This window comes from Emticicia sp. SJ17W-69 (assembly GCF_051209875.1).
Classification (GTDB): domain Bacteria; phylum Bacteroidota; class Bacteroidia; order Cytophagales; family Spirosomataceae; genus Emticicia.
The window spans coordinates 5,121,541-5,146,245 of the sequence record NZ_JBNTQY010000001.1 but is presented as its reverse complement, the minus strand read 5'-3'; the positions used below and the strand labels follow the sequence as shown (position 1 = coordinate 5,146,245).

At 35.2% G+C, this 24,705-nt stretch carries 12 protein-coding genes; all 12 read left to right on the top strand.

Translation table 11 applies throughout. The features are described 5' to 3' along the window. The first annotated feature begins 153 nt into the window (after window positions 1-153). The 12 genes from ACQUQZ_RS21050 (at window position 154) to ACQUQZ_RS20995 (ending at window position 24,637) form a co-directional block, all read left to right on the top strand. A complete protein-coding gene (locus tag ACQUQZ_RS21050) occupies window positions 154-2,547 on the top strand; it encodes an ABC transporter permease (protein WP_435357064.1) in 2,394 nt (797 codons plus the stop codon). Window positions 2,548-2,656: 109 nt separating this feature from the next. After that, window positions 2,657-3,172: a DUF4870 domain-containing protein gene (locus ACQUQZ_RS21045; RefSeq protein WP_435357063.1), complete on the top strand. Its 516-nt coding sequence runs from the start codon at window positions 2,657-2,659 to the stop codon at window positions 3,170-3,172. A 125-nt stretch (window positions 3,173-3,297) separates the two neighbouring features. After that, window positions 3,298-5,676 carry an ABC transporter permease gene (locus tag ACQUQZ_RS21040; protein WP_435357062.1) on the top strand — a complete coding sequence of 793 codons (2,379 nt, stop codon included), beginning with the start codon at window positions 3,298-3,300 and terminating at the stop codon, window positions 5,674-5,676. A 211-nt stretch (window positions 5,677-5,887) separates the two neighbouring features. After that, window positions 5,888-8,302, top strand: coding sequence for an ABC transporter permease (locus ACQUQZ_RS21035; RefSeq protein WP_435357061.1), 2,415 nt, complete (start codon window positions 5,888-5,890; stop codon window positions 8,300-8,302). Between the two features lie 212 nt (window positions 8,303-8,514). Beyond that, window positions 8,515-10,947 carry an ABC transporter permease gene (locus tag ACQUQZ_RS21030; RefSeq protein ID WP_435357060.1) on the top strand — a complete coding sequence of 811 codons (2,433 nt, stop codon included), beginning with the start codon at window positions 8,515-8,517 and terminating at the stop codon, window positions 10,945-10,947. 13 nt (window positions 10,948-10,960) lie between these two features. Continuing rightward, complete coding sequence (locus tag ACQUQZ_RS21025; protein ID WP_435357059.1) at window positions 10,961-11,812, top strand: alpha/beta hydrolase; 852 nt, start codon at window positions 10,961-10,963, stop codon at window positions 11,810-11,812. A 24-nt stretch (window positions 11,813-11,836) separates the two neighbouring features. Further along, entirely contained in the window at window positions 11,837-14,230 is a 2,394-nt protein-coding gene (locus ACQUQZ_RS21020; protein WP_435357058.1) for an ABC transporter permease, read from the top strand. A gap of 62 nt (window positions 14,231-14,292) precedes the next feature. Continuing rightward, window positions 14,293-16,668 (top strand): ABC transporter permease, encoded by a 2,376-nt coding sequence (locus ACQUQZ_RS21015; protein WP_435357057.1) that lies wholly within the window; start codon window positions 14,293-14,295, stop codon window positions 16,666-16,668. A 109-nt stretch (window positions 16,669-16,777) separates the two neighbouring features. Beyond that, on the top strand, window positions 16,778-17,071 hold the full coding sequence (locus ACQUQZ_RS21010) for a hypothetical protein (protein WP_435357056.1): 294 nt from the start codon (window positions 16,778-16,780) through the stop codon (window positions 17,069-17,071). Window positions 17,072-17,154: 83 nt separating this feature from the next. After that, complete coding sequence (locus tag ACQUQZ_RS21005; protein WP_435357055.1) at window positions 17,155-19,602, top strand: ABC transporter permease; 2,448 nt, start codon at window positions 17,155-17,157, stop codon at window positions 19,600-19,602. Between the two features lie 106 nt (window positions 19,603-19,708). Next, entirely contained in the window at window positions 19,709-22,138 is a 2,430-nt protein-coding gene (locus ACQUQZ_RS21000) for an ABC transporter permease (protein ID WP_435357054.1), read from the top strand. Between the two features lie 84 nt (window positions 22,139-22,222). After that, complete coding sequence (locus ACQUQZ_RS20995; protein WP_435357053.1) at window positions 22,223-24,637, top strand: ABC transporter permease; 2,415 nt, start codon at window positions 22,223-22,225, stop codon at window positions 24,635-24,637. Window positions 24,638-24,705 lie beyond the last annotated feature (68 nt).

The window sequence follows — 24,705 nt, the reverse complement described above, 5'->3', positions numbered from 1 at the left end:
TACGGTTGTAAGGAAAGATAAAAATTCTAATAAGTTTAATGAATATTTGTAACCATTTGTGGGTATGCAAGTTTCCAATTAAATATTAATAGAAAATGGAATGACTTCGGCCGCCGAAGCCCCGACACCTAATTACAAAATTATGAAAAAACTATGCTAAAAAATTATTTCAAAATCGCCCTCCGAAACCTTGTTAAAAATAAGGTTTATTCGTTCATCAATATCTTTGGCTTGGCTACGGGTATGGCTGTGGCTATGCTCATTGGTCTTTGGATTTATGATGAAGTGACGTTCGATAAAAACCATGAAAACTATGACCGTATTGCTCAAGTAAAGCAACACCAGTCATTTAATGGTAAGAAAGAAACCTATAATTCGGTGCCTGCTCTGATGGCCGAAGAAATTCGTCTTAATTATGGCAGTGATTTTAAGTACGTGCTGCAATCATCTTGGAATTCAAGCCATATTTTGACGGTAGGGGAAAAGAAATTTACAAAAAATGGTAGTTTCTTCGAGCCACAGGTAACCGAAATGCTTTCGCTAAAAATGTTGAAAGGAACTCGTGCGGGCTTGAAAGAACCCTATTCAATTTTATTATCAGAATCGGTTGCAAAAGCTTACTTTGGAGATGCCGATCCAATGGATAAAATCATAAAAATTGATAATAAATACGATGTAAAAGTAACAGGTGTTTATGAAGATTTACCTTATAATTCGAGCTTAAAAGATTTGTCGTATCTCATGCCTTGGGAGTTATACTTAATCAACAACGAGTGGATTAAGAAAATGGAAAATCCATGGGGAAGTAATTTTACACAAACTTTTGCCCAAATTGCCAACAACGCCGATATGGAAAAGGTTTCTGCTAAAATCAAGAATGTTAAGCTCAATAAAGTGAGCAAAGATGAGGCGAAGTACAAACCAGAGGTTCTCTTGCATCCGATGTCGAAATGGCATTTATATGGCGAATTTAAAGAAGGAATAAACACAGGTGGTCGCATCGAATTTGTGTGGCTTTTTGGCATTATTGGCGTTTTTGTATTGCTTTTAGCATGTATCAACTTCATGAATTTAAGCACAGCTCGCAGCGAAAAACGTGCAAAAGAAGTAGGTATTAGAAAAGCCATTGGCTCGGTGCGTGGACAATTGATAAGTCAATTTTTTAGTGAATCTTTGCTCGTAGTGGCTTTTGCTTTTGTATTGTCTATTCTCTTGGTTTTGTTGATTTTGCCATTTTTCAATGATTTATCTGACAAAAAGATGTCTATTTTATGGGCAAATCCTGTTTTTTGGCTACTTGGAATTGTCTTTAGCATACTTACTGGCGTGATTGCAGGAAGTTATCCAGCCCTTTATTTATCTTCTTTTCAACCAGTAAAAGTGTTGAAAGGTACCTTTAGGGTTGGGCGTTTCGCTTCTGTGCCACGTAAGATATTGGTGGTGGTTCAGTTTACAGTTTCTGTGACTTTGATTATCGGTACTATCGTTGTTTTTCGACAAATTCAGTTTGCTAAAAATCGGCCTGTGGGCTATAGCAAAGATGGTTTGATAAATATTTATATGCAAACCCAAGATATTCACAAGCATTTTGATGTGGTTCGTGATGAATTAAAAAAATCAGGAGCAATCGTTGAAATGGCAGAATCGGGAAGCCCTTTGACACAACATTGGAATACGAATGGGGGTTTTGATTGGAAAGGAAAAGACCCCAATCAAGCAGTTGATTTTCCGAATAATAATGTGACGCACGAATACGGTAAAACAATTGGTTGGCAATTTGTAGCTGGGCGAGATTTTTCGAGAGATTATGTATCAGATTCTTTAGCTTTTGTCTTGAATGAAGCTTCGGTGAAATTCATAGGATATAAAAGTCCAGCGGCAGCGATAGATGAAATAATTAAATGGGAAGGCAAACCATATAGAGTAATTGGTGTGGTCAAAAATATGGTGGTTGAGTCGCCTTATGAGCCTTCTCGTGCCTCACTTTTTCATTTGACCAGAGATGATGGAAATGTAGTTATCATTAAACTAAATCCTGAAAAAAGTGCGAGCGAATCTTTAAGTAAAATAGAAACTGTCTTCCAAAAATATAATCCTGCTCAACCTTTTGAGTACAAATTTGTGGATGAAGAATATGCCAGAAAATTTGGTGACGAAGAAAGAGTAGGAAAATTGGCTACTTTTTTTGCCATTCTTGCTATTCTTATTAGCTGTTTAGGACTTTTTGGCTTGGCATCTTTCGTGGCCGAACAACGTACCAAAGAAATTGGTGTAAGAAAAGTGCTTGGAGCATCAGTTACGAATTTATGGGCTTTATTGTCGAAAGATTTTGTTTTTTTGGTAATCATCTCCTTGTTTATCGCTTCACCAATAGCCTATTATTTTATGCACCAGTGGACGCAAAAATATACCTTCCGAACAGATATTTCGTGGTGGATATTTGCTTTAACAGGAATTGGTGCATTGACCATTACGCTTCTGACAGTAAGTTTTCAAGCCATCAAGGCCGCAGTGATGAATCCAGTAAAGAGTTTGAGGAGTGAGTAAGTGAGTATTTATGCCTTTCAAAATCGAATGTCGTGCAAATGTCGTGTAAGTGTAGTTTTTATCTTTTTGCAATACATTTAAATTTGTCAAAAATTTAAAACAAAAAATTATGAAAACAGGGCATCTAATTAAAACACTTAGATTGAAAAAAGGCATTACTCAAGAAGAATTAGCAGAAAAAACCGAAATAAGTGTAAGGACAATTCAACGCATTGAAAATGGTGATGTGGACCCACGGGCTTATACATTGCAGTCTATTGCAGCAGCTTTAGATGTTGATTTTGAAATTTTGAATATTTATGAAGATGATAGAAATGACAATGAAGCTAAGAAATGGCTGCCTTTATTGCATTTGAGTGGGCTTTTGTTGACGATTGTTGCACCTATTATTGTTTGGATTTGGAAAAAGAATAAGGTTGAGAATATAAAAAATCATGCTTATGATGTGATTAATTTTCAGCTAAGTATGTCACTTTATTTACTTCCTTGTTTACTTTTTTCAATCCATCCATTCACAGTATTTTTTGTAGTTTTTAGTCAAATATTTATAATTCTTAATACCGTGAAAGTCAATAATAATCAACCTTATAAATATCCATTAAATATCAAGTTTCTAAAGCCATAAAACCTGTTTTGATAAATCTCGTGAAAAGTTTGAGCTCAGAATAAATGTTAAATAAAGTTAAGTGAATAAGCATTGGTGGTTTTAGAGATTATCTTTAGTCTAAAATTAATTCATTCTTACCACCAATGCTTAAAAACTACCTAACAATCGCAGTTCGAAATCTATCCAAAAACAAAGTTTATACATTTATCAATGTATTGGGTTTATCATTGGGAATCTTCGGGAGTCTTGTAATTTTTCAACTAATAAAGTTTCATTTACAGACCGATTCCCACCATCATAACTCGAAGAATATTTATCGGGTTGTGATGAATCTACACTTAGATGATGGAAGTGTCGAACACGAAAAAGGCAGTCCTTATATTTTGCACGAAGCACTTAAAAATGATTTTTCAAGTGTCGAAAATGTGGCTTATATTGGCCAACAAGAACTTACGCTGAGTATTCCAAATAAGAATAATGCTTCCACTAAATTTCTCGAAAAAGAAGCTGTCGCATTTATTAGCACCGATTATTTCAAAGTGTTTGATTATCAATGGATGATAGGTCAAGCAAGTTCTTTAAATGCACCTAATGGTGTTGTGCTAACCAAAAGGTACGCCACAAAATACTTCGGCAATACCAATCCAATTGGTAGAATATTAATAATAAATAACTTAACTCCTGTAAAAGTCACAGGTATTTTAGAAGATATACCTGAAACCACCGACTTAAAAACTGAAGTTTTTGTTTCATTACCCACTCTTAAAACCATTGTTTCTGACAAAAGTTATACCGAATGGGCATGGTTTATCAAATCACGAGAAACTTATATTTCACTCAAAAACAATACTTCCAAAGTAGCTATTGAAGCTCAACTGCCAGCTTTCTCTAAGAAATATTATGGCGAAATGTCAAAATATTATCGTTTTCAGCTACAAGAACTTTCAGATGTTCATTTTAATTTAGATTTTGGTGGAAAAATCTCAAAATCAAGCATTTATTTATTTTCAGTCATCGGAATTTTGCTGCTTGTAGTGGCCTGTATTAATTTTATTAATCTCTCAACGGCTCAATCTTTTAAGCGATTCAAAGAAATTGGTGTCAGAAAAACATTGGGAAGTTCGCAAGCCCAAATTCTTTGGCAATTTATTGTTGAAGTAGGCTTAATTACTCTTATATCGGTATTTTTTGCCATTATTTTAGCTTACTTGGCTATACCATTGGTTAATGATTGGCTGAATATCAATATCACTTTTATGCAGTTTTTTGATAAACAAATGCTGATTTTTGTGCCAATTCTAATCATTTTTACGCTTCTAGTGGCAGGACTTTATCCATCTTTGCTTGCTTCGGGTTACAATCCAATTCATATACTTAAAGGAATGACAAAAAGCTCAAAAAAAGGATTTTCACTCCGAAAAGGCTTGGTGGTAAGTCAGTTTAGTGTAGCAATAGTTTTGGTGGCGGTATCCATTTTGGTGGTTTGGCAAATAAGATTTTTGCACAACAAAGATATTGGTAGCACCAAAGATTTGATAATTCATGTGCAAGTACCCAAAACCGACCATTTGGAAACACTTAAAAATCGAATAGCCCAAAAGCCTTTTGTTGAAAGTATATCTTTTGCTCGAAGAGCTCCTTCGGCCGAAAAAGGAGGCTCAGGTGGAACAATAAAATTTGAAAACCGTGATTGGGAGAAATTTGTGGCAAGGTCAAAAATTGCTGATGAAAATTATACAGATACTTATCAAATCAAACTCCTAACAGGCCGAAAACCAGTAGCTTCTGATACCATAAGGGAGATTTTGGTCAACCGAAAATTGGTTAAAGATTTGGGTCTAAAAATGCCAGAATCAATATTAAATAAGCGTTTGTTGGTGGGCGATGCCGACGGAACTGGAGTAATCGTAGGCGTAGTAGCCGACTTTAATAATGCCGATTTATACACGCCAGTTGAGCCTACTGTTATTTTTCCATTAAAAGAAAGATACAGATTTGCAGCAATCAGATTAAACACCTTTTCGAGTAATGTACTTGCCGAACTACAAACAATTTGGCGTGAGATTTATCCAAACGAAGTTTTTGAATACTCTTTTTATGATGAAGAACTTGCCAAGTTTTATAAGCGAGAAGAACTAACCCGAAATATCGTTATTTCATTTGCCTTGCTAACCATTTTCATTTCGTGCTTAGGCTTAATGGGTTTGGTAAATTTAACTGTTTCGCAGCGAACCAAAGAAATTGGCATCAGAAAAGTGCTTGGTGCGAGTGTTCCGAGTATTACATTTTTACTCTCGAAAGACTTCCTGAAATTGGTTTTGCTTGCAATTGTCATTGCCTCTCCAATTGCCTATTATTTTATGGATAAATGGCTAAATAATTTTGCTTTCAAAGTCAAAATCGAATGGTGGATTTTCGTAATATCTGCTCTTTTGATTGTTATAATTGCTTTACTAACAGTGAGTTATCAATCAGTGAGAGCTGCTTTAGCTAATCCTGTAAAGAGTTTGAAAACTGAGTGATTCTTTTGATTATTGGTTATCAAGAAATTGGTTATTTTGAAATTGGGGAATATAACCAATTTTCAGTAATTAATCACACTGTCCATAGTCGTACAAAAAACGTCCATTTTCGGACATTTTTTTGTATTTTTATAAATGTAAATACTTGATTATTAAGTAGTTGTAGTTTTGGCATAGCGTTAGATAATCAATAATAAATTATGAAAAAACTATGCTTAAAAACTACCTAAAAATCGCCTTCCGTAACCTTATCAAAAACAAGGTTTATTCCTTCATCAATATTGGTGGACTTGCCGTAGGTATGGCAGTAGCTATGCTCATTGGGCTTTGGGTTTATGACGAAGTAAGTTATAATCGTAACTACCAAAACTATGACCGAATTGCCCAGGTTCATAATCATATCATTGAGCCATTAGAAAAAAAAGCAGATTACGCAACTACTTTGCCACAGCCATTGGCAAAGGTTCTCCGTGAAAAATATGGACATCTATTCAAGCATGTAATCCTGTTACAATGGGCGGGTGATTATTCGATGAGAATCGGCGAAAATAACTATGTAAAAAAAGGTCAATTTTTTGATAATGGAGTGATTGATATGTTTTCTTTGAAAATGATAAAAGGCAGCAAAGAAAGCCTAAACGAGCCACAAGCAATCGTTATCTCAGAATCGACCACAAAATCTCTTTTTGCAGGAAAAGACCCTATTGGCCAAATTATTAAACTAAATAATAAGATAAACTGCAAAATTACGGGTGTTTATGAAGACATTGCCAAAAACTCATTTTTGGGAGATATTCAATTCATAGGCAACTTTGAGAACACAAAGGCAAGTTTTCCAGAAGTAAAAGCAAACGAAACCAACTGGCACAATAGCTCACAAAGGCTTTTTGTTCAGACCGCCGACAACGTAAGTGTGGAACAAGCAAATGCTGCAATAAAGAATTTCTATTTCAAAGATGCCCCCGATGATTACAAAAAATTAGCAAAAGAATATCAGGCAATTCTTTACTTGAATCCCATGAAAAACTGGTATCTCTACTCTGAGTTTAAGGATGGTTATCCATCAGATGGACGAATAACCTTTGTATGGCTTTTTGCTATTGTTGGCTTATTTGTATTATTATTGGCATGTATAAATTTCATGAATTTAAGTACAGCTCGTAGCGAAAAAAGAGCCAAAGAAGTAGGAATCCGAAAAGCTATTGGCTCTGTAAAAGCTCAGTTAGTCAATCAATTTTTGAGTGAGTCATTTTTAGTTGTTTTCTTCGCATTTATCATCACGCTCATTTTGGTTTCGGTTTCTATTATTCCATTCAATGAGCTAACTGATAAGAATATCAAAATGCCATTTGATAACCTTTATTTTTGGTTGATTTGCTTGACTTTTATCATTTCAACATCTTTGTTATCAGGTATTTATCCTGCATTCTACTTGTCTTCATTTGAACCCATAAAAGTGCTAAAAGGTACAATCAGACTGGGCAAATATGCTTCTTTGCCTCGTAAAGTATTGGTTGTGGTACAATTTACAGTTTCGATAATACTAATTATTGGAACTGTCATCGTGTATCAACAAATCCAATATGCACAAAATCGCCCAATTGGCTACAATAAAGAGAGTTTGATAAGAATTCCGATGGATGACCCCAATTTTAATAATAACAAATTGATAATGAAAGAAGAGATTCTCAGAAACGGAGTGGCAGACAATGTGGCGTTTTCGAGTAGCCCCGTTACCTCAATCTGGGATAACTGGGGAGGATTTACATGGAAAGGAAAAAAGCCAGAGTCAGAGTCTTCGTTTTCTGTAACTTATATAAACGAAGATTATGGCAAGACTATCCAATGGAAAATAAAACAAGGAAGAGATTATTCTAAAGAGTTTAGTACCGATTCTGCTGCTGTAATCATCAATGAATCAGCCGCAAAATATATCGGATTAAAAAATCCAATTGGCGAATATATCACGAATGATGATACTAAACAACGCCGCCAAATCATAGGAGTTGTTGAAGACGTAATAGCAGACTCACCCTATGAGCCTGTAAAAATGGGATTTTATTGGTATGTAAAAAATCCAAATGATGTTGGTCAAATGCTGGTAAAAATCAACCCAAATTTATCGGCAAATGAGGCCTTGAAAAAAATAGAATTAATTCAAAAGAAATTGGTTCCATCTGCACCGTTTCAGTTCAAATTTACGAGCGACGAATACGGACAAAAATTCAAATCCGAACAATTAATAGGCGAACTGGCAACCCTTTTTACGGTTTTGGCCATTTTTATTTCATGTTTGGGGCTTTTTGGCTTGGCAAGTTTCGTTGCCGAACAACGGACCAAAGAAATAGGCATTCGTAAAGTACTTGGGGCAAGTATAGCAAATTTATGGCAAATGTTATCAAGAGATTTTGTGGTTCTGGTGATAATCTCTTGCCTAATAGCTGCACCAATTGCTTACTATTTTATGAGTAATTGGCTGCAAAAGTACAATTACCGAACAGAAATCTCTTGGTGGATTTTTGTTGCATCAGGCTTTGGAGCTTTGCTAATTACTTTACTAACAGTAAGTTATCAAGCTATCAAAGCTGCGTTAATGAACCCTGTGAAGAGTTTGAAGGCAGAATAGAAGGTTGATAGAAATTGCAGGTTCACCCGTGCGGTTATTAATAAACAAATGTTCAGTAAATAATAAGACATTAGACCTATTGTCCATAGTCGTACAAAAAATGTCCGTTTTCGGACATTTTTTGTCTTTCTGTTGTATGTAAGTGGTTGATTATTAAATAGTTATAGTTTTGGCATAGCATTAGATAATCAATAATAAATTATGAAAAAGCTATGCTAAAAAACTACTTTAAAATCGCCTTCAGGAATTTATTAAAAAACAAAGTTTATAGTGGGATTAACATCGTAGGCTTGGCTATGGGTGTTGCCGCCGCTGTTCTACTCTTTGCCTTGATTCATTATGAATTAAGTTTTGATAATTTTCATCAAAAAGCTGATCGAACCTATCGGGTTGTACGAGAAGTAACCACTAATGATGGTAACGTAGATTATACTTCTGGAGCTCCTTTGGCAATGGTTGATGCCCTTAAACAAGAAATTCCCCAGTTTGAAAAAATTGTACCTGTGTGTGGTACGCTCGAACCTCAAATTACGGTTTTGGGTAAAGATCCTAATAGTAATACCAATAGCAGTAAATACACTGAAGACAATCAGGGAATTTGTGCAGGGCCTGAGTTTTTTGAGGTTTTTGATTTCAAATGGCTCATTGGTTCACCAAAAGTGCTGACTGAGCCTAATGTGGTAGTGCTTTCTAAAAAGTATGCCGAAAAATATTTTGGTAAATATGAGACGGCTGTTGGGCAATACCTGAAATATAACAATAATACTGTAATTAAGGTGGTAGGAATTTTAGATGATATTCCATTAAATACAGACCTACCAGCCAACATCGTTTTTTCCTATGCCAGTAAAAGAAGTAATGCTGAAAACTTTGGTTTTGGTCAGTTTGATAATTGGGGAAGCACGAGTAGTATGGATAATATTTTTGTGGTTTTACCAGAAAAATATACCGAACAACAGGCCAATAAACAACTGTTTTTTTTCACTCAAAAGCATTGGGATGCCAAAAAAGATAACGATAAAAAGAAACATACGCTCAGTGCAATCTCAAATATGCACTACGACGACCGTTACAGTAATTATAACGACCGCACCATCTCAAAGAAAAAAATCATGGGTATCGCTTTAGTAGGTTTGTTGATAATCTTCATGGCATGTATCAATTTTATTAATATCAGCACAGCAATTGCCAGTAAACGTGCCAAAGAGGTGGGTGTACGCAAAACACTCGGTTCGGCAAACGCACAGTTGATCAAGCAATTCATGACCGAAACAATGATTTTGGTAGCTTTTGCCATAGGCATCGGTTTGTTGATAGCTCGCTTGTCTTTGCCCCTGTTGAGCAGCATGTTCGACTATCCGCTTGCTGCAAAACCATTTGCTGAACCGATGCTTTGGGTATTTGTGATAAGCATCTTTATAATAATCAATGTACTTTCAGGAATTTATCCTTCTTTGGTGCTTTCGTCATTCACCCCATTAGATGCTTTCCGACAAAAAGTTAAAGTGGGCTGGACAAAAGGGCTTTCACTTCGTCAAGGTTTGATCGTATTTCAGTTTTCTATCGCAATTATTATGATGTTGGGAACTTTGGTAAACTTCGAGCAAATGCGATTTATTGATAACATGGAAACGGGCTATAAAAAAGAAGGTGTTTTCACATTTAGTACTGATACTGAATACAAAAGTCGTTTTCAGACATTCAAAGAAAAACTCAAACAAATTCCTGAGGTAGAGGCTGTAAGTCTATCAAATGATGAACCTTCGTCACAGAATAATTGGCAGGCAAATTTCAGTTATGATAATTCGCCAAAAGACGCTGATTTTAATGTAAATATGAAGTTTGCGGATGGCGATTATTTTGAAACTTATGGCATAAAAGTCATTGCAGGAAAGCCATATTTGGCTACTGATACGCTTCGAAAATTGGTTGTCAACGAAACATTGCTTCGCAAATTAGGTGTGAAAAACCCTGAGACAGCCATTGGCAAAATGATACGTGTAGGTGGCTGGGAACCATATCCCATTGTTGCCGTAATAAAAGATTTTCAAGTAGGCTCGGCCAAAGATGAAATCGCTCCGATTTTAACCACCATTGCTCCGAAATTTTACTGGAGAGGAGGTATTAAATTATCTTCAAGCAATCTGACTGGAACTGTTGCAAAAATTGAGAAGGTGTATAATGAAGTTTTTCCAGAAGTAGTTTTCAGTGGCACTTTCTATGAAGATAAGCTCAAAGAGTTTTATAAAGCTGAACAGCAATTAGGCTTACTTTATCGAATAGCTTCACTTTTAGCCATTTTTATTTCTTGTTTGGGTATTTTTGGCTTAGCAACTTTCGTAGCAGAACAACGCATCAAAGAAATTGGCATTCGTAAAGTTTTGGGTGCAACGATGGTCAATATCACAGGTTTACTTTCTAAAGACTTTGTAAAGTTGGTCTTAATTTCGATGGTCATTGCTTTTCCTGTGGCTTATTATTTTATGAGTGAATGGTTGCAAGATTTTAAGTTCCGTACTGATATTCAATGGTGGTATTTTGTACTGGTAGGACTTTTAGCAATCGTTATTACACTTATTTCTGTAAGTTATCAAGCCATCAAAGCAGCGTTAATGAATCCTGTGAAAAGCTTGAAGACCGAATAAAAAAAACTAACCTATGATACTGATAATCAAAAAGAATCTTGATCCAATTTTTAAAGTTAGCTTATTGGTATTCTTCTCAGTAAGTACAGTATTTGCTCAATTTGCTTATACAAAAAGCAATATGTCTGATTTTACGATTGAATCTCATGTATTGAAAGAAAAAAGCAAGGCATTTGTCTATTTACCAGATGATTACGATAAAAACGCAGAAAAATACCCAGTGGTATATGTTTTAGATGGGGAATATTATTTTTCATTGACTACCGATGCCGCAAGTTTATTGGCACAGAGTGGCCTCGCTCCTAATTGTATTATCATAGGCATCACAACAAATAATAGAGGTAGAGATTTTTCGCCAAAAGTTGATGAAGATTCGGGGCAAGCACAAGACTTGAAAACCGCAGGAGGAGCTGATAATTTTCTTGAATATTTAGAAAAAGAATTGATTCCAACTGTTGAAAAAAAATACCGGACTCAGCCTTATAATGTAATCATTGGCCACTCCACAGGTGGATTATTGGCTTATTATGCTTTATATAAAAAGCCAAATCTTTTTCAAGCCATCATATCAATTGATGGCAGTACGTGGTGGAATAAAGGCAAGATTGGTAAAGAATTGATTGATTTTTTGAGTAAAAATCCAGATTTTAAAGGTAAAATATTTGAATGCCGAAAAGATATAAAAATCCCAGTCAGATTTCCAGCGAATATTGAATTGCTTGACTATTTAGAAAAAAAACGACCTAAATCATTGGAGTATAATTATTTAGAATTACCCAATGAAACGCACGGGACAATTGTTTTTCCTGGTACTTATTATGGACTAAAAAATATTTTTGCTGACTATAAAAATAAGAAAAACTGAGTAAGTTTTTTTAAAAATAAAATTATGATACGCAATTACTTAAAAATCACCCTCAGAAACCTTTGGAAAAATAAGGTTTTTACTTTTATCAATATTGCTGGTTTGGCCATTGGCTTAACCTCCGCCATGCTCATTTTGCTTTATACCAAAGACGAGGTGAGTTATGATAAATTTCATGCCAATAACCCAAATATCTATCGAGTTACTAATGCTTGGATAAAACCCGATGGAAGCATTAATAATAAAGATGGCAATACGGGTGATTTTCAAGGCCCAAAGTTCAAGGAGAAAATTCCAGAAATTTCGGCATTCGTAAGAGTTCAGAGTCGATTTAATGATGTTCGAACAAAAAACGAAATCAAAGGCTACGAAATGCTTGCTGCTGATTCCAATTTCTTTTCGGTTTTTAGTTTCCCTTTATCAAGCGGAAACGCAGCTACTGCTTTGCAAAAGCCTAATAGTATCGTGATTTCAGAAGAAATGGCTGAGAAATTTTTCAAAACAACAGATGCTTTGGGTAAAACTTTAGAACTGAAAGAAGATGGGAAATTCGTGCCTTATCAAATTACAGGAATCTCAAAAAAATGTCCGCAAAACTCGTCTATTAAATTTGACTTTCTGCTGCCAAAAATTGTCGCTGAAAATGAATACAGTAATAATGAAAACTGGTTCAATTTCTTTCAAAACACTTTTGTTTTGCTGCATCCAAAAGCCGAAATGAAGCGAGTTGAAGCAAAAATGAAGCAAGTTTATGAAACGGATGCCGCTGAAACCATGAAAATGATGGAGGCTAAATACAATGTGAAAGAAAAAGCGGTTTATGGTTTGCAACCATTCTTAGATATGCACCTCAGCACTGACTATCCTGCACAGAATGGTTTGGTTGATGCCAGTAACCCTACGTTTTCTTATATTCTTATGGGTATTGCTCTGTTTATATTACTCATTGCTTGTATCAATTTCGTCAATCTTACAGTAGCTCGTTCGCTCAAACGTGCCAAAGAAATCGGCGTTAGAAAAGTAGTTGGAGGCGATAGAAAACAATTGATTTGGCAGTTTTTAGGAGAGTCATTTTTACTGAGTTTTGTTGCATTTATTTTGGCTATTTTACTGCTTCAATTGGTTTTACCAACCTTTAATACACTTTCTAATAAAGTACTATCACTTTCATATTTATTTGATGCAAAATTAGTCATTTCTTATGTCGGAATATTTGTTCTAACTTCTTTATTATCAGGATTTTATCCTGCAATAATGATGTCTGGTTTTAGCCCTGTCGAAACCCTCTATAACCGATTTAATTTATCAGGAAAAAACTATCTTCAAAAGTCGTTGGTGGTTTTGCAGTTTGGTTTGGCTTCTTTCTTGATCATTGCTACATTGACCGTTTTTACGCAATTTAACTACTTAATAAACAAAGATTTAGGTTACGATGATAAAAATGTGATAATGGTTGATTTCGGACAAAATATATTTCGAGATAAAGCTGCGATTTTGAAAGACCAATTATTGAAAAATCCAAATATCATACAAGTAGCCCCAAAAAATGGTGGAAATTGGGGAACTGTTGCCCAAGTAAATGGAAAAACAGATATACAATTTGCTTACGAAACGGTTGATGAAGAATATTTACCATTATATAAAATTCCGATAATTTTAGGACGCAATTTTTCAAAAGATTTTGCCGATTCCTCTAACTCGGTTATTGTTAATGAAGCCTTTGTGAAAAAAGCAGGTTGGAAAGACCCCATCGGGCAGGTTGTTGATTTCTTTTATCGAGATAATGAAAAATATAAAGTGGTTGGTGTTGTAAAAGACTATCATTTCGATGCTCTTACGCAAGAAATAAAACCGCAAATGTTTACTATGAAAAGCAATGGTTTTGGCATGGTAAATATCAAAATAAAGCCAAACTCTGAAAGTGCAAGCTTGGCACATATCGAAAAAAACTTCAAAAGACTTTTTCCAATCAACCCATATTCTTACAGATTTAGAGATTTAGTAAATAAAAAAGCCTACGAATCTGAAGAAAAATGGAAGCAAATTATGCTTTTTGGAGCAATTTTGACAATTTTCATTTCTTGTATTGGATTATTTGGTTTAGCCACACTTTCTGCCGAGAAACGTACTAAAGAAATTGGTATTCGTAAGGTTTTAGGAGCATCAATTGCCAGTGTAGTTACCTTACTTTCGACTGATTTTATCAAATTAGTAAGTTTATCATTTATTTTCTCATTTCCAGCGGCCTATTTTGCTACTCAAAAATGGCTCGAAAACTACCCATATCGAGAAAGTTTTAATTGGTGGATTTTTGCTTTTACAGCAATTGTAACCATCGGTATCGCCTTGCTTACAGTTGGGTGGCAGTCAATTCGAGCCGCTTTGATGAATCCAGTGAAAAGTTTGAAAACCGAGTGATTAAGGAATTGGGTTTTAGTAAAGTTCATGAAACAATTCTAAATTCTAAACCTTAAAAAATAATGATACGCAATTACCTAAAAATCGCCTTCAGAAACCTTGTCAAAAACAAGGTTTATTCATTCATCAATATTGGCGGACTTGCCGTTGGCATGTCGGTAGCTATGCTCATAGGTCTTTGGGTTTATGATGAATTATCTTTTGATAAAGATAATGAAAACTATGACCGAGTAGCTCAGGTTTGGCAAAATGTAAAATTTGATGTCGATGTGGCATCGTATTCTTCTTTACCTATTCCATTGGCTGAGGAGTTGCGAAGTAAATACCCCGACTTTGAAGCAGTAAGTTTGTCATCAAACAACTATGCACATATCTTGGCAACAAAGGATGAAAAGTTTTCAAAAGAAGGAAGTTTTGTAGAACCTTATTTTGCCGAAATGATGTCTTTGAAAATGCTCGCAGGCACTCGCGAAGGTTTGAAAGAACTTAATTCAATCATGCTTTCTGAATCTTTGGCAAAGGTGTTTTTTGGTTCAGAAAGCCCAATCAATCAAGTTATCAAAATTGATAATAAAGTAAGCGTAAAAGTAACTGGAGTATATGCAGATTTTCCGAATAATAGCACTTTCAAGAATGTTCAGTTTCTTTCACCTTGGAATTTATACGGAGATATTGAAAATAATGCTAAGGTTACAAAAGATGAATGGGATGCTAATTCGTACTTGATTTTCGCTCAACTGAAGAAGGGTGTGGATATAAACTCGGCTTCTCGCAAGATTAAGGACATTAGAATGAGAAGAGAAAACCCGCCAGCATATAAGCCAGCTTTTTTCTTACATCCGATGAGTAAATGGCATTTATATGCTGATTTTGAAAACGGAGTTAATATAGGCGGAACTATTACTTATGTTTGGCTTTTTGGAATTGTTGGGTTGTTTGTGCTGCTTTTAGCTTGTATCAATTTCATGAATTTGAGTACGGCTCGTTCTGAAAAAAGAGCCAAAGAAGTGGGAATAAGGAAAGCAATTGGTTCAATTAGAGGGCAACTGATTTCACAGTTTTTGAGCGAATCATTATTGGTAGTTTTACTTGCTTTTGTCTTTTGCTTGTTATTTGTGCATCTTTTCTTGCCATTTTTCAATGAAGTTTCAGACAAAAATATGGCCATTTTATGGTCAAATTCTTGGTTTTGGTTAATTGGACTTGGTATTAGCATACTCACGGGTTTGGTCGCTGGAAGTTATCCTGCACTATATTTATCTTCGTTTCAACCAGTAAAAGTTCTGAAAGGTACATTTCGATTGGGGCGTTTTGCTTCAATCCCCCGAAAAGCATTAGTAGTTGTACAATTTACGGTTTCTGTAACTCTTATTATTGGTACAATTGTGGTTTATCGTCAAATCGAGTTTGCCAAAGAACGCCCTGTGGGTTATAATCAAAATGGTTTGATAGAGGTAAAAATTGATACCCCCGAACTTTATGAACATTATGAAGTATTAAGAAATGAATTGTTCAAAACAGGAGCGATAGCCGAAATATCAGAATCTTCTTTTCCGATAACGCAACAAGGGGGTGGTGTGACGAATGTTTCTTGGCGAGGTAAAAGCCCAGAGTTTCGCCCACTTTTAGCCAAAAATGATGTTACGTATGAATTTGGTAAAACAGTCGGTTGGCAAATCAAACAGGGACGAGATTTTTCTAAGGCTTTTTCTTCGGACTCTTCTGCCATTATTTTAAACGAAGCCGCCTTGAAACTAATGGGGCTACAAAATCCTCTGGATGAGTTTGTAAAATTTGGAAATAAAGCATATAAAATAATAGGAATAGTTAAAGATATTGTAAGAGAATCTCCATTTTCGCCTGTGACCCCTTCATTTTTTATGTTGACCAAAAACAATGTCTCGGTGATAAATATCAAGCTTAATCCACAGCTTTCTTCAAGTGAATCTTTGGCAAGAATGGAAGTGGTTTTTAAAAAATTGAATCCTTCCAGTCCTTTTATCTATTCTTTTGTCAATAAAGAATATGCTCAGAAATTCGGTTTGGAAGAACGTATCAGTAAACTCGCTACTTTCTTTGCCATTCTTGCAATTTTTATTAGTTGTTTAGGCTTATTTGGTTTGGCAAGTTTCGTAGCCGAACAACGCACCAAAGAAATAGGAATCCGAAAAGTTTTAGGAGCAACGGTGTCCAATCTTTGGGCTTTATTATCCAAAGATTTTGTGGTGTTGGTACTTATTTCCTTACTAATAGCCTCGCCAATCGCCTATTATTTTATGAATAGTTGGATTCAAAACTATACTTATCGTACCGATATTTCTTGGTGGATTTTTGTTGTTGCGGGATTTGGAGCTTTGTTAATTACTTTACTTACAGTAAGTTTTCAAGCAATTAAAGCAGCTTTGATGAATCCTGTGAAAAGTTTGAAATCGGAATAAATGTTGTCAGTGAGGACACTGACAAAGGTAGAGCAGAAGAGACAAAGACAGAAAAGATACTTACAACGCTAAATAATTTTATAGAAACTATCTAAAACCTTATATAATTATGGCACATATCGCAATTCCGCTTCCTTTGGGAAATGGTAAACAAGAAGTCGAAATCGAGGTAACAATCAATGGCGAACGCCAACAATTACATTATCGAGTAGAGCTTTTCTACTGGGCAGATTGCGATGTTCCGACCATCGACCGAGCTGAGTGTATTCGCCAGATGCTTTCGGGCTATGACCAAGATTGGACACTCTACTACATTGGCTCGCCCACTGACACTTTTGTGCCAATAACCTTCGTAAAAAAAGGTGAATGGGCTATACAAAGACAATTAATGCAAGTAGCATAATTAACTTAACTATTTGATTATCAGATTATTATGTTAATGTTTGTGAAAAATCAAAAGAATCAAATAAATCAAGGTTCAAACAAATGATACGCAATTATATAAAAATCGCCTTTCGCAATTTGTGGAAAAACAAAACTTATACAGCCATTAATATCATTGGCTTGTCGGTTGCCTTCGGGAGTAGTATTTTACTCTACCTCACATCGGCGTTTGAACTTTCATTCGATAATTTTCATAAAGATTCTGACCGAATTTTTCGTTTGTATTTTTCTTCTAAACAAAAAGATGGGACTTCAAATATAAGCGGAACTATGGCTTATCCACTTACACCTGCTTTGAAGGCTGATTTTCCAGAATTAGAAGGTGTAACTCGTATCAATTGGGGGGCGAATAGCGTAGTATATAAAGACAAAAAGTTTGATAAAATGATACGCAGTGCTGATGCCGATTTTTTGAAAATGTTTTCATTTCCATTACTAAAAGGCAATGTAAATACTTCTTTGTCGGCATTAAATAATATTGTGATTAGTAAAAATATGGCGGATGATATTTTTGGCAAAGAAGAGCCAATGGGCAAGCAATTGATGCTTGATATTGCAGGAAAACTTTCGCCATTTATTGTCACAGGAGTAATGGATGATTTTCCAGAAAACTCGTCGATAGAGTACGATGCTTATATCAGGACAGAAACATTTCCTGAATATGAACGTATGAAAAATGAGTGGAATTCTCAAAACCATGAGGTTTTTGTGAAACTCCCACCTAATGTAAGCCAAGCAGCCTTTGAAAAACGACTTGAGCCTTTCTTGCAAAAATACATGAAAGCCAATTTTGATGCTGCCAAAAAAGAAGGACAACCTAAAAATGAGCTAGGGCAATATTTTAGTTTGTTACTTACGCCTTTGAACGACATCCATTTTGATACTGCTACTGTCAGTGGGCAAGGTACGAGTAAAGCATACGTTTATACTTTGCTCACTATTGCAGGCCTGATTTTGCTCATTGCCTCTATTAATTTCATCAATCTTACCGTAGCTACCTCACTCACACGAGCCAAAGAAGTAGGAGTTAGAAAATCCTTAGGAGCTAATAAAAGCCAGCTCTTTTTACAAAATTGGGGCGAAGCTTTTTTGGTTTGTTCGGTTGCATTAATCATCGGTTTGGGCTTGGCTTATGCGAGCTTACCACAGTTCAATAAGATGTTTCGCTCGCATCTTTCTATTAATAATTTCTTGGTTTTGAGTAATCTAATTATCTTGGCAGTTGGGTTTTTGTTGGTTACATTTATTGCAGGAGGATACCCCGCAATGGTAGCTTCAAGATTTAATATTGTTGAGGTTTTGAAAGGGAAATTGACCATGAAAAAACCAGGTTTCTTGCGTAACTCCTTGATAACCACACAATTTACAATTGCTTGTTTGCTTATTAGTTGTACGATAGTGGTTTTTCAACAACTCAAATATTTACGTACCAAACCTCTTGGTTATAACAAGGAGCAGGTTATAAGTGTGCCAATTAATGGTGCGATGCAAGGCTCGATTGCTGTTGAGAAAATGCGAAATGAACTTTTAAAATACCCCTCAATTGTGAGTATTTCTGGCTCCAGAATAAACATCGGTCGTGGGCTTGATGGAAGTTCATCAAAAAGTATGTCAGGATTTAATTATTACCCAAATGCCAATAATCTTGACGATTCGAGAGAAATTTTGACTCATTGGGTATTTGTTGAATATGATTTTTTGAAAACGATGGACATCAAGCCTTTGCAAGGGCGTGATTTTTCTAAACAATTTGGGACAGATTCGACTGCGATTGTAGTTACTGAAAGTTTTGCCAAACAAATGGGTGAAAAAAATGCAGTTGATAAATTTATCATGCCTGATTCATCGGTCGGAAGAATAAAAATCATTGGCGTAGTTCCTGACTTTAATTTGTATTCATTGCATGAAAAAAGAGAAGCAATTACATTACAGTTAACAAGAAAAATGAGAGGAGTTACTTATATTTTGGTGCGAGTTAATCCTCAAAATATGTCAGCTTCAATGGATTTGGTCAAAAAAACTTGGAAAGAAATTGCTCCCGAAACAGAGTTTCAAGGTTCGTTTATTGATGAAAATGTAAATCGTTGGTATAAAAAAGAAGAACGACTTTCGCAGATATTTACAACTGCCGCAGGAATTGCTATTTTGCTTTCTTGTATGGGACTTTTTGCTATTGCTTTAATTGTTATTGAACAACGTACCAAAGAAATCGGTGTAAGAAAAGTACTGGGTGCGAGTATCCCAAATATCGTTACGCTTATCTCAAAAGACTTCCTGAAATTAGTTTTGGTGGCATTTGTAATTGCTACGCCAATCGGCTATTATTTGATGAGTAAATGGCTCGAAGATTTTGCTTACAAAACAGATTTGTCTTGGTGGATTTTTGCTTTGGCAGGAATCGCTTCATTGGTAATTGCCTTAATTACAGTGAGTTATCAATCAATTAAAGCAGCGTTAATGAATCCTGTGAAGAGTTTGAAGACGGAGTAAATAATGAGGTTTTAGGTGTTAGGATTTAGGGATTAGTTCTCTCTTTACTCAATTCTAAAGCCCAATTCCTAAATCCTAAAACCTAATTTCTAAAACCTAAAAAATTATGATACGCAATTACCTAAAAATCGCCTTTCGCAATCTTTTCCGTAACAAGATGTTTAGTTTTCTTAACATTTTGGGTTTGACCGCTGGAACTGTTTGTTGCCTTTATATTTTGGTATATGTCAAAGACCAATACGGTTATGACACGCATCACAAAGATGCTTCTAATATTTATCGACTAAGAAGCTATATCGAATTTAATAAAGACCAACCAATCTTCAATAGTTGTACAGTTTCGCCTGTTATAGCTCCAACTATGAAAAAAGACTTCCCTGAAGTGCTGGAATATACAAGAGTACTTGGTTTTTTTACCTCAAAGAATAATATTTTGGGCGTAGAAGGCAAAACCGAGACTTTCACACAAGAGAAAGGGTATTTGGTGGATTCTACTTTTTTTAAAGTTTTCAATTATCGTTTTGTAGAAGGCTCGCCCGAGCATTCGTTAGATGCCCCTTATACGGCTGTGTTGTCGAGTGCAGTAGCAAAAAAACTATTCGGTGATGAAAAAGCTATCAACAAACGCATAAAAATTGGCAATAATGTTAGTGTAGCAACTTATACAGTAACAGGTGTGTTTGATGAAAACTTCGGGAAATCACATTTGAAGCCAACTTTTTTGGTCAACCTTAATAGCGGTGGTTTAGGCGAATTTGCCAGAAATGACACCGAATGGGGCGGGAATAATTTTATGTATGCCTACATAAAACTCAGTCCAAAAGCTAATGCTCAAGCTTTAGAAGCCAAAATACCAGCTTTTCTGAAAAGATACGGCGAAAAACGAATGGCTGAATTAGGCATGAAAAAGCAAGTTTTCATGCAAAAACTAACCGATATACATCTTTATTCTAAAGGAATTCAAAATCAAGTGGGTAAGGTTTCAGATATTTCGTTTTTGTATATTTTACTGACAATTGCTGCATTTATTCAACTCATTGCCTGTATCAATTTTGTCAATCTTACCACTGCTCGTTCGGTCAGACGAGCTAAAGAAGTTGGAGTCCGAAAAGCTGTTGGAGCATTTCGCTCGGCCTTGGTTGGACAGTTTTTGGGAGAGTCGCTTCTCATTGCATTTATTGCCATTTTATTGGCTTTGCCTATTGTTCTTATTTTATTGCCATTTCTTAATTCATTGACTGATAGTAGCTTGACAATCAATCTCTTACAAGATTTTGATATTGTATTTATTACCATTCTGATTGCTCTTCTGACTGGTTTTGTTGCAGGAGTTTATCCAGCCATTTATTTATCTAATTTTAAACCCGTAAGTGTACTTAAAGGTACTTTTAAGTTCAATCCAGCTTCAGTTTTACTTCGTAAAAGCTTAGTTGTTTTTCAGTTTTCTATTGCCATAACACTTATCATTGGTGTTTTGGTGATTTCCAAGCAATTGGCTTTTATTCAAGACAAAGATTTAGGCTTTGAACAAAATCAAAAGATTGTATTTTCGCTACCAACCGACCAAGCCAAAGGACAATTTAATGCCCTTAAAAATGAATTATTGAACCAAAAGCAAGTGAAAAGCTTGGGAGGAACTACTTATTATCCTTCTTTGCAAATCTTGCAAGATATGCGAGTTTTTAAGGCTGGCGGTAGCATGAACCAAGGGTTTTTGATAAAAAACAATGGTGTCGAACAAGATTTTTTCAAAACAATGGGTATTAAAATGATTGCTGGAAGAAATTTCATGCCTTCGGATACTAATAACCAAGTGATTTTGAATGAAAAAGCAGTAGCAGATTTAAAACTGACACCAGAAACTGCAATTGGTACACAGATTTTTAACGGTGTTGGCAATAATATTAGAACTTTCACGGTCATTGGTGTTCATAAAAATTATAATAACAATTCGCTTAAAACCGATATTGACCCAATGTTTTCTTACTATGATGTATATCCCGATTACGTAGTTTTAGATGCACAAACCAAAGATTATGCGAGTCTTTTATCAAATATTGAGCAAGTTTGGAAAAAACTAATTCCTGATGCACCTTTTGAATACACTTTCTTGGATGAAGACATACAACGCCTTTATGTAGAAGAAAAAACGCTTCGAAAAATCATCAATTCGTTTACTTTCATTGCAATCTTGATAAGTTGTTTGGGGCTTTTTGGTTTGGCAATGTTCACGGCCGAACAAAGAACCAAGGAAATCGGCGTAAGAAAAGTGCTCGGAGCATCCGTTTTGAGCATTACCACTTTGCTATCAAAGGAGTTTCTCAAACCTGTTTTAATAGCTCTTGTTATCGCATCGCCGTTGGCCTATTTTGCTATGGACAAATGGCTACAAGGTTTTGTCTATCATATCAATATCGAATGGTGGCTATTTGCTTTAGCAGGTATTTTGGTTGTTGTAATTGCCTTGCTAACAGTGAGTTATCAATCAATTAAAGCAGCGTTAATGAATCCTGTGAAGAGTTTGAAGACGGAGTAAGTAATGAGGTATTAGGATTTAGGGATTAGTTTCCACGTCAAATAATTCTAAAACCTAATACCTAAATCCTAAAAACCTAAAAATATGATACGAAATTACCTAAAAATCGCCTTCAGAAATCTTGTAAAAAACAAGGTTTATTCCACAATCAATATTTTAGGATTGTCGGTTGCCAGTGCTTTTTGTTTGCTGGTTTACTTGCAGATTCAATTTGAATATTCTTTTGACAAATTTCATCAAAAGTCTGAACAAATTCATATTATTGAAATGACCGACTTTACTGATATTATGCTCCAAAAATTTGGAATGAATTTGGGCGTGAAGCGAAATAGCACAACCATGCCACATATTTTAGCGGGTGATATGAAAGCTGCTTTGCCCGAAATAAAAGAAGTTGTCAGAATCAAGCAAACGGAAGAAACATTCCGATATGCGGATAAAACTTATAATGAAAAGAAAGGACTTTTTGTCGATAAAAATTTCTTAGAAGTCTTTTCTTTCGACCTAAAATATGGCAATAAAAATCAAGCCTTGAACCAACGCAATGGTATTATTGTAAGTCAGCAATTTGCTAATCGTTATTTTGGTTCGGAAAACGTGATTGGTAAAAATATCAATGTAAGTTGGGAAAAACCTACTATTTGTACAATTACAGGTGTTTTGGATAAAATTCCGAGTAATTCTTCTATGAAATTCGATTTTTTAATCCCTATCGAAAGCTCGCCAGATTACCAACAAAATATGTCTTCGGGCATGAATAGTTTTAATACCATCACTGCTATTGAGCTTGATAAAAATGTATCTGTTGATGTTTTCAAGAAAAAATTACATCATTTTGGCTTGAAATATTTTGACCAATATCTTCAAAACACTCCCGATGTAAAACCTATTGATTTTGTTTTCACTTGTAGTCCATTGACCAAAGTAAGTTTTTTAGCTGTTCACCCGTGGTTTCATAGCGTCAACCTTTCTCAACTGAAAAACCTAAGCTACATAGCTGCTTTGATTTTGATAATTGCTTGCCTCAATTACGTGCTTTTGGCAGTTGCCAATTCTGCACGCAGGATGCAAGAAGTAGGAATTCGTAAAATAGTGGGGGCAAACCGTCGGCAAATAATTGCCCAGTTTTGTTTAGATACTTTTTTGATTGCTGTCATTGCACTTGGCATTGCTTTGCTTTTAGCAAATCTTGCTTTGCCTTATTATAATTCGCTGATTGATAGTGAATTACAAATCCAAGATATTAGCGTTTGGTCAATAGCTTTGGGGATGATTGCCATTATTTTAATCGTTTGTTTGCTGGCGGGGCTTTATCCTGCCATGCTTGTTTCGAGCAAAAATCCAATTGCATTTTTGGGTAATAACAAAACATTTCGTGTCAATCCATTTTTTTATAAAACCTTGGTAGTGGCTCAATACACGCTTTGTCTCATTATGCTTCCTTGTGCCTTGGTGATTTACCAACAAATGAAGTTTTTAGACCAAAAAGATTTGGGTTTTGATAAAGAACAAATTGTGGTGGTCAATAATACTGCTTGGGGAAATAAAGCGAAGACAAAACTACTTACCGAAAAACTACATCAATACGCTCAACAAAATCCCAATATTATTGATATGTCGGGAACAAGCCACACCTTTGGCATGTATGACATAAATCTGGATTCACTTGATAATAAGCCACTTCAATATGCTGTATATAACGTTGATTATAATTATCTGCCTTTTTTAGGTGTAAAATTCTTGAATGGACGTAACTTTTCAGCGGCTTTTGCAACTGATACTTTAGGCAATGAAGCTATAATTGTGAATGAAAAACTATTTAAAGCATTAGGAAAAACTGCCAAAGTGGGAGCTTATAATGACTTTTTGAAGACTAAAATCATCGGCGTGGTCAAAGACTTTACTTCTATTAGTGTGATCGACGAACAGAAACCAATTGTTATTCGCTGTAATCCAAGTCAAATTGGGAAGTTTTATTTTAGATTACGCCCCAATCATATTCCTGAAACAATTCAACAATTAGAAAAAGACTGGAAACAAATGGCTGATTATCAACCATTTGAACTAAGTTTTTTAGATGATAGAATCAAAGAAGGGTATCGTGACCATCTGCGTTGGATGAGAACCATTAATGCGGCTACATTATTGGCGATTTTTGTAGCCTGTTTGGGTCTATTTGGACTTTCAGGAATCAATGCTCTCAATCGTACAAAAGAAATAGGTATTAGAAAAGTGATGGGAGCCAATATTTCTCAAATTTTGATTTTATTGAATAAAGATACTATTCGATTGACAATTATTTCGCTCCTTATTGCTATTCCGATTGGTTATTATTTCATGCAAAAATGGCTCGAAAATTTTGCTTCTCGCATAGATTTAAATTGGAAAATATTTGCTGTTGCTGGACTTGTTGGAATTATAACAGCTTTATTATCAGTGAGTTACCAATCAATAAAAGCAGCTTTGATGAATCCTGTGAAGAGCTTAAAATCGGAGTAAAAAAGTTAAAAAAGGTTAAACTTAACGGTAGTTTTTGGATTATGGCGTAGATTAAAGATTTAATCTTT